The 7771-nt window shown below is 74.7% G+C and carries 5 protein-coding genes and 2 pseudogenes; 3 read left to right on the top strand and 4 right to left on the bottom strand.

The genetic code is table 11. The annotated features are described in order from the left end of the window. Positions 1–636 (bottom strand): annotated as a pseudogene (locus G3I42_RS35070) (sigma-70 family RNA polymerase sigma factor); the annotation flags it as partial. A gap of 628 nt (positions 637–1264) precedes the next feature. Between G3I42_RS35070 and radA the strand changes: the two are divergent. Both radA and disA read left to right on the top strand, forming a co-directional pair. Further along, positions 1265–2890, top strand: coding sequence for a DNA repair protein RadA (radA, locus tag G3I42_RS35065; protein WP_164291691.1), 1626 nt, complete (start codon positions 1265–1267; stop codon positions 2888–2890). Positions 2891–3076: 186 nt separating this feature from the next. Then, entirely contained in the window at positions 3077–4201 is a 1125-nt protein-coding gene (gene disA, locus G3I42_RS35060; protein WP_164291690.1) for a DNA integrity scanning diadenylate cyclase DisA, read from the top strand. 210 nt (positions 4202–4411) lie between these two features. Here the strand turns inward: disA and G3I42_RS35055 are convergent, their stop codons facing one another. Further along, complete coding sequence (locus G3I42_RS35055; RefSeq protein WP_343244749.1) at positions 4412–5299, bottom strand: hypothetical protein; 888 nt, start codon at positions 5297–5299, stop codon at positions 4412–4414. A 517-nt stretch (positions 5300–5816) separates the two neighbouring features. Here G3I42_RS35055 and G3I42_RS35050 point away from each other — a divergent pair. Then, a complete protein-coding gene (locus G3I42_RS35050) occupies positions 5817–6461 on the top strand; it encodes a phosphatase PAP2 family protein (protein WP_164291689.1) in 645 nt (214 codons plus the stop codon). Between the two features lie 13 nt (positions 6462–6474). On the opposite strand, the gene G3I42_RS35045 is transcribed toward G3I42_RS35050, so the two are convergent. Next, positions 6475–7185 (bottom strand): response regulator transcription factor, encoded by a 711-nt coding sequence (locus G3I42_RS35045; RefSeq protein ID WP_203607742.1) that lies wholly within the window; start codon positions 7183–7185, stop codon positions 6475–6477. Next, positions 7182–7771 (bottom strand): annotated as a pseudogene (locus G3I42_RS35040) (sensor histidine kinase); the annotation flags it as partial. The pseudogene G3I42_RS35040 and the gene G3I42_RS35045, both read right to left, overlap by 4 nt.

Raw genomic sequence — 7771 nt, 5'->3', positions numbered from 1 at the left:
TTCGCCCCGGAGCGCGGAGCCGAGCGGGATACGACGGTCCCCCGCGTAGCGCGCGGCGACCGGGCAGCCCCCGCTCGCCGCGACGCCGAGGGCGACGCGCGTCCGCTCCACCTCGCACGCCGCCGCCGCGAGCAGTTCCCGCGCCGCGCTCGCCTCCAGGCCGATCACCGAGGCGACCTGGAGCGGGGTCAGTCCGTGCCGTACCGCGAGCTCCAGTGCCTCGCGCTGCTCGGGGCTCGTCCCCGCCGCCTCCGGCCAGGCGAGCCGGGCCAGTTCCCTGCGCCGCTCGCGCCCCTCCGCGGACTCCTCGCGCGCTCCCTCCTCGGGGCGGCCGCGCGTCTCGGTGAGGCGCCGCAGGCACACCCAGCGGGCGAGCGCGTAGAGCCACGCCTGCCGGTCCGCCTCGTCCTGCGGCGCGCGGCTCTGCTTGCGCGCGGCGAGTTCGAGCACCTCGCGCACCACGCCGACCGCCGCCTCGTGCGCGCACAGGACGGAGAGGCAGTACGTGAAGAGGCCGTCGAGATGCCCGTCGAACCGCCCGTCAATGCCCCCGCCGGGCGGCGCCGCACCCGCGCCGGGCATGCCTGAGGAGCCCGTACCGTCCCGGGAGGTGGAGTGCTCGGTCCTGCTGCTCATCACTCGGCGACCGTAGGCGCCCGTGCGCCCTCACTCGCCCCTCCTTGAGCCGTTTTACTCCTTACGGGTGAACAGATCGCTCGAAAGGGGACAGGAAAGAGGCGCGTACGGGTGCGGGAGGGGGGCGCAGGGGTCCGGGTGAGGGCGCACGGGGCACGACGGCGTACGAGCCGAAGCGGGGGCGCGCGTTCGGGACGCGGGATCGTGTGCGGGGCGTGGGATCGCGTTCGGGGACGCGGGCTCGCGTGCAGGGCGCGGGATCGTGTGCAGGGCGCGGGGCGTACGAGCCGAGGCGGGGGCGCGCGTTCGGGGCTGGGCGCGTGTTCAGGGCGCGGGATCGCGTTTGGGGCGCAAGGCGCACAAGCCGAAGCGGGGGCGTACGCAGCACTCCCGGTCGCATCTCACGCCCCACCGAATGCCCCGCGCTCCCCCTCCCTTCACTCGCCTCCCGGGAACTCCCCACCCGCCCCCACCCGTTGTGGCCCGTCGGGGGCCCGAGCATCCCCTAGGGGACATCCCCGAGCCTCCCACCCCCGCCCCTCGGGGACATCCCCCAAAGAACCCTGAGTTCCCCGCTCCGGCCCCTCGTCGCCCCTCCCCTGTCAGTCCCTCCCGCTACGGTGGCCGCATGCCCACCCGCACCAAGTCCGCCAAAGAACGCCCCTCCTACCGCTGCACCGAGTGCGGCTGGCAGACGGCCAAGTGGCTGGGGCGCTGCCCGGAGTGCCAGGCGTGGGGGACGATCGAGGAGTACGGGGCTCCCGCGGTGCGCACCACGGCGCCGGGCCGCGTCACCACCTCGGCCCTCCCCATCGCCCAGGTCGACGGGCGGCAGGCCACCGCCCGTTCGACCGGCGTGCCCGAGCTGGACCGGGTGCTCGGCGGCGGGCTCGTGCCGGGCGCCGTCGTCCTCCTCGCGGGGGAGCCGGGGGTCGGCAAGTCCACGCTGCTCCTCGACGTCGCCGCGAAGGCCGCGGGTCCCGGGCACCGCACGCTGTACGTGACGGGCGAGGAGTCCGCCTCGCAGGTCAGGCTCCGCGCGGACCGTATCGACGCGCTCGACGACGAGCTGTACCTGGCCGCCGAGACCGACCTCTCCGCCGTCCTCGGTCATCTCGACGCGGTGAAGCCCTCGCTGCTCGTCGTCGACTCCGTGCAGACGGTCGCCTCCCCCGAGATCGACGGCGCGCCCGGCGGCATGGCGCAGGTGCGCGAGGTCGCGGGCGCGCTCATCCGCGCGTCGAAGGAGCGCGGCATGGCGACCCTGCTCGTCGGCCACGTCACGAAGGACGGCGCCATCGCCGGCCCCCGTCTCCTCGAACACCTCGTCGACGTCGTCCTCAGCTTCGAGGGCGACCGGCACGCGCGCCTGCGCCTCGTGCGCGGGGTCAAGAACCGCTTCGGCGCGACCGACGAGGTCGGCTGCTTCGAACTGCACGACGAGGGCATCACCGGGGTCACCGACCCCTCGGGCCTCTTCCTCACCCGCCGTGACGAACCCGTCCCCGGCACCTGCCTCACCGTCACGCTGGAGGGCCGCCGGCCCCTCGTCGCCGAGGTGCAGGCCCTCACCGTCGACTCGCAGATCCCCTCGCCGCGCCGCACCACCTCGGGCCTGGAGACGTCCCGCGTCTCGATGATGCTCGCGGTCCTCGAACAGCGCGGGCGCATCAGCGCGCTCGGCAAGCGGGACATCTACAGCGCGACGGTCGGCGGCGTGAAGCTCTCCGAACCGGCCGCCGACCTCGCCATCGCCCTCGCCCTCGCGAGCGCGGCGAGCGACACCCCGCTGCCGAAGAACCTCGTCGCGATCGGCGAGGTCGGGCTCGCGGGCGAGGTGAGGCGCGTCACGGGCGTGCAGCGCCGCCTCGCCGAGGCCCACCGCCTCGGCTTCACCCACGCCCTCGTCCCCGCCGACCCGGGGCGCGTCCCCGACGGCATGCGCGTCACCGAGGTCGCCGACATCGCCGACGCCCTCCTCGTCCTCCCCCGCGGCCGCGCGGCGGGGCGCGGCGCGAGGGCCGCGGGCCAGGAGGCGGAAGGCGAGGCGCGTACGAGCACGGGGCGCGGCGCGGGTGGCCGTACGGGTGCGGGCGGCGAGGCCCGTACGGGTGCGGGGCGCGGCGAAGCCCGTACGGCCACGGCCCGCCGCACCGCGCGCGCCTCGTCCGCCAAGGGCTCCTCCGCCGCTCCCGCGCCCCGCGAGGAAGAGGCGCCCGATCTCTGGGAGGAGGACTCGGCGGCCCCCTTCTGAACCGCTCGCAGGGGCCCGGGACCGGGCGCGGGGCCCCTTCGTCCCGGCACGCCGGGGCGGCGCCGGTAGACTTTGCCCCGGTCTCGCCCGTCCGTACGGTGGGCCACGGGCCGCCTCGGCCCTGGGAGGACCGGGCGGCGAGGTGGCGGCGGCCGGGCACCGTAGATCTGCGACCGGAGGAATGCAGTGGCAGCAGGCGACCGGGGAGCGACTCCCGGAAAGTCGGGCGGTGTTGCCCGCGCCGACGCGCTGATGCGCGCCTCACTGAGCGCGGTCGCGCCGGGCACGGCCCTGCGGGACGGGCTCGAAAGAGTCCTGCGCGGGAACACGGGCGGGCTCATCATCCTCGGCTGGGACAAGACCGTCGAGTCCATGTGCACGGGCGGGTTCATCCTCGATGTCGAGTTCAGCGCGACCCGGCTGCGGGAGCTGTGCAAGCTCGACGGCGGCATCGTGCTCGACAAGGACCTCACCAAGATCCTGCGGGCGGGCGTGCAGTTCGTGCCCGATCCGACGATCCCGACCGAGGAGACCGGTACGCGGCACCGCACCGCCGACCGCGTCTCCAAGCAGGTGGGCTTCCCCGTCGTCTCGGTGAGCCAGTCGATGCGGCTCATCGCGCTCTACGTGGACGGGCAGCGCCGCGTCATGGAGGACTCCGCCGCGATCCTCTCGCGCGCGAACCAGGCGCTCGCGACGCTTGAGCGGTACAAGCTGCGCCTCGACGAGGTGGCGGGGACGCTCTCCGCGCTGGAGATCGAGGATCTCGTCACGGTGCGGGACGTGTGCGCGGTCGCGCAGCGCCTGGAGATGGTGCGGCGGATCGCGACGGAGATCGCGGAGTACGTCCTTGAGCTCGGTACCGACGGGCGGCTCCTCGCGCTCCAGCTCGACGAGCTGATCGCCGGGGTCGAGCCGGAGCGTGAACTCGTGGCCCGCGACTACGTCCCCGAGCCCACCGCGCGCCGCGCCCGTACGGTCGAGGAAGCGCTCACCGAGCTGAACGCGCTCACGCACACCGAGCTGCTCGAACTCCCCGTCGTGGCCCGCGCGCTCGGCTACACGGGCTCCCCCGAGACGCTCGACTCGGCGGTCTCGCCGCGCGGTTACCGGCTGCTCGCGAAGGTCCCCCGGCTGCCGGGCGCCATCATCGACCGTCTCGTCGAGCACTTCGGCGGTTTGCAGAAGCTGCTCGCCGCGAGCGTCGACGATCTCCAAACGGTCGACGGGGTGGGCGAGGCCCGCGCGCGCAGCGTGCGCGAGGGGCTGTCGCGGCTGGCGGAGTCGTCGATCCTGGAACGGTACGTCTGAGCAGTACGACGACGGCGGGGCGCGGGCGAGCGGTGTCCCGCGCCCGAGCCATGGCCTGAGCCCGGCGGCGTTTTTGGCCGGACGGCGTTTCGGCCCGGGCGGTGCTGCCGGCGCGGGCGGTGTTGCCAGCCCGGGCGGCGTACGGGCCTGGGCGGTGCCCCGACTCCGGTGCGGGCCAGGGCCCGCCCGCCCAACCGCCCCTTCGGCGTCTCAGTCCTCGTCGAGGCGGAACGACGCGCGGGCCTTCTTCAGCCCCGGCGCCTTCGCCTCCACGAGGTACGTGCCCGGCTTCGCCGAGCCGCTCGGCGGCTTCGCGCACGCGTCGCGGCTCGCCTTGCGGTTCCACTCGATCTCGTACCGGATCGTCTCCTTCGCCGGCACCCGCAGCCACAGGCTCTCGGTCGCCGGGCAGTCCTTGGAGGACCAGTACGGGGCGTCCTCGCCGGTCAGCGTGATCGTCACGACGGTGCGCGCCGCGCCGAGATCCACCTTGCACGCGGCGGCCGAGCTGTTCTTGACGGAGAGTTCGAGTCGCGGCTTCTTGCCGGGCTCGTACGTGTTGTGGACGCTGCGCAGCGAGAGTTCGGCGACGTCCGTCGTGCAGTCGGGCAGGCTCGACCCTGCGGGAACCTGCTGCGCGGCGCTGCTGCCGGAGCCCGCGCCGTTGCCCGAGGCGCCCGAACCGCCGTCGCCGCCCGCCTCGTTCGAGCCGTCCGTACCGTCCGCCCCGTCCGACGAGCCGTCCTTGCCGGAACCGTCCTTGCCGGAACCGCCGTCCGCGTCGCCGTCCGAGGCCCCGTCACCGGGCGTCGCCGTATCGTCGTCCTTGTCGGAGCCGCCCGACTCGTCCCGGCCGCCCGGCTGCTGACTGATCGCCGGGCCCGAACCGCTGGGACCCGGGGTGATCGAGGGCGCGGGCCCCGAGGAGCCGCCGGAACCCTGCGCACCGTCCTTCTTGCCGCCCCCGCCCCCGCCCGTGACGTTCACCAGCCACACGACGAGCAGGGCGACGAGCACCAGTACGGCGCCGAAAATCGCCCTCCGTCGCCAGTAGATGCTGGAGGGAAGCGGACCGACCGGATTGCGCATAGATCCCACGGCGCAACTCTACGAGAGATCCACGCCACTCCCGGCGCCACCCGCCGCCCCACCGTCAACTTTCCCGGATCATCATTCCGGCTGGTCTTCACACGAGCGGCAGCCCCGTTCGCGGCTGCCGGTTTCGCGCCGGTACGGGCTGTTCCGGCCCACCCCGAGTGCCCCCTGAGCCCACCCCCGTACCGCCTCACCACCCACCGCCCGGGCCGTGATCACTCCGTTCCCCATTCGTGTCGCTTTCGTTTCTTTCCGCTTCCGGCGCGTGTGCGATTGCCACGCATCCGCACCTCCATCCGCGCCCCGCTTCCCCTACCGGGCCGCCTTCCGCCCGGCTTGTCCGGGCGTACCCCTTCCGCCCCCGCCCCGCCGCCGGACCGGAGTCGCGGGCGGCCGGGTTCACCCCCTCTTCGTGCCGCGTCCTCCCCCGGTTCATCCACCGCCCCTGCCGATCGGCAGGGGCGGGAACGGTCCCGCCGGACGATGCGGTGGTCAGGAGCAGCCCGTAGCGTCCCCGACCATGGAAGGCATGACCAGCGTCGACTCTGACCTCTATCTCGACATCCTCGACTTCGGGCACAGCACGCCGGAGTGGTTCCAGAAGCTCGCCGAGATCTGGACGGAACTGGGGCTGCTGCTCTTCGCGGCGCTCTTCGTCGTCGCCTGGTGGCGCGCCCGGCGCGGTGACCCGAGCGCCCTGGCCGTCGCGGTCCTCGCCCCGCTCGGGACCGCCGTCGCCTACGTGATCAGCGAGGTCGCCAAGTCCTCGATCACGGAGGAGCGGCCCTGTCGGGCCGTCAAGGGCGCCCATCCGCTCATCGACTGCCCGGCACAGGGCGACTGGTCCTTCCCCAGCAACCACGCGACGATCGCGGCGGGCGCGGCCGTGGGCCTCATGCTCGCCTGGCGCGTGATCGCCTGGCTCACCCTGCCCATGGCGCTCCTCATGGCGTTCTCGCGGGTCTTCGTCGGCGTCCACTACCCGCACGACGTGGCCACCGGGCTCGTCCTCGGCACGCTCGCCTCGCTCGTCGTCGTCAAGCTCGGGACCCGCCCGCTCGCCGCGCTCGCGGCCACCATGCGGAATTCCTCGATCGGGCTCCTCACCTGGTTCGCCGGCCCGGGGCAGCGCCGCGCGGCGCACGCCGCGCCCTACGTCCGCTGAGCAGGCCCGCTCCTCATCCCTCCTCCCCCACCGGCAGCCCCGCCTCGTGCGCGAGCACGGCGGCGCGGACCCGGTTGGGGACGCCGAGCCGGTCGAGCACGACGCTCACGTACGCCTTCACCGTCGCCTCGCTCAGCCCGAGCCGCTCCGCGATGCCCGCGTTGGACAGCCCTCCCGCGAGCAGGACGAGGACCTCGCGCTCCCGGGGCGTGAGCCGGGCCACCGCCCGCCGCGCCCCGGCGGCCCGCTCCAGGCGCCGCCCGCCGAGCCCGTCCAGTACGTGCCGGGTCACGCGGGGCGCGAGGAACGCGCCGCCCGCCGCCAGCGCCCGCACCCCGGCGATGAGTTCGTAGGGGTCGCCGGACTTCAGCAGAAAGCCCGCCGCTCCGCCGGCGAGCGCCCGCTCCACGTACTCCGCCTCCGAGAACGTCGTGAGCATCCCGACCGCCGTGCCCGGCAGTTCCTGGGCGAACTCCTCCGCCGCGCCGAGCCCGTCGAGCACCGGCATCCGCACGTCGAGCAGTGCCACGTCGGGGCGCAGCCGCAGGCCCTCGGCGAGCGCCTCGCGCCCGTCGCCCGCCTGCCCGACGACCTCGATGCCCGGCGCGCTCGCCAGGATCGCCGCCACCCCCTCGCGCACGAGCCGTTCGTCGTCCGCGAGCAGCACCCGCACCGGGGCACCGCCCCCGGCTTGCTCCACTCCCACCCCGTCCTCCTCTCTCATCCCCCCAACTCCCCCAGTTCCCTGCGCGCGTCCCCCACCGCGCCCGCTCCCGGCACGACGGTCTTCTCCACGAGGCGCCCGTCCCTGAAGCAGAGCCGGTAGTGGTCCACGCTCACGAAGAGCCCCGGCACCGCCCGGTAGTAGCGGCACGCGGCCCCGGCCGGTCGCGGGGATTCCCGCTCGACCGGGACGTCATCGACCGTGCGCGCGGGGAGCCTCCGGGAGAGGTCCGCGTACGGCGTGCCCAGGCGGGCACTCGCGTAGGCGCGTGCGCCGAGCACGGAGTGACTGCGGCTGTACGCGTACCAGCCGAACCCGCCGCCGAGCAGGACCGCCCCGGCCACGACCCCCGCCACGACCAGCCCCCGCAACCGGCCCGGCCCGAGCACCGGCCCCGGCCCGGGCAGCACGCCGATGTCCGGGAGACCGCTCGCTGCGGAAGCTGGCCCGGTCGGGCGGCGGGAGCGGAGCCGGCCCGTTGCCCCGGGAGGCGAAGGGGCCGGTCCCTGCGCGGGCAGCCACACCTCCACGAGGTGGCCGCCTTCCTCCCCCGGTCCCGCGCCGAAGCGCCCGCCCGCCGCGCGGA

This window comes from Streptomyces sp. SID11385, assembly GCF_010548245.1.
In the GTDB taxonomy this organism is placed as follows: domain Bacteria; phylum Actinomycetota; class Actinomycetes; order Streptomycetales; family Streptomycetaceae; genus Streptomyces.
The sequence above is the reverse complement of the archived record's forward strand: the minus strand, read 5'-3'. Positions and strand labels throughout refer to the sequence as shown.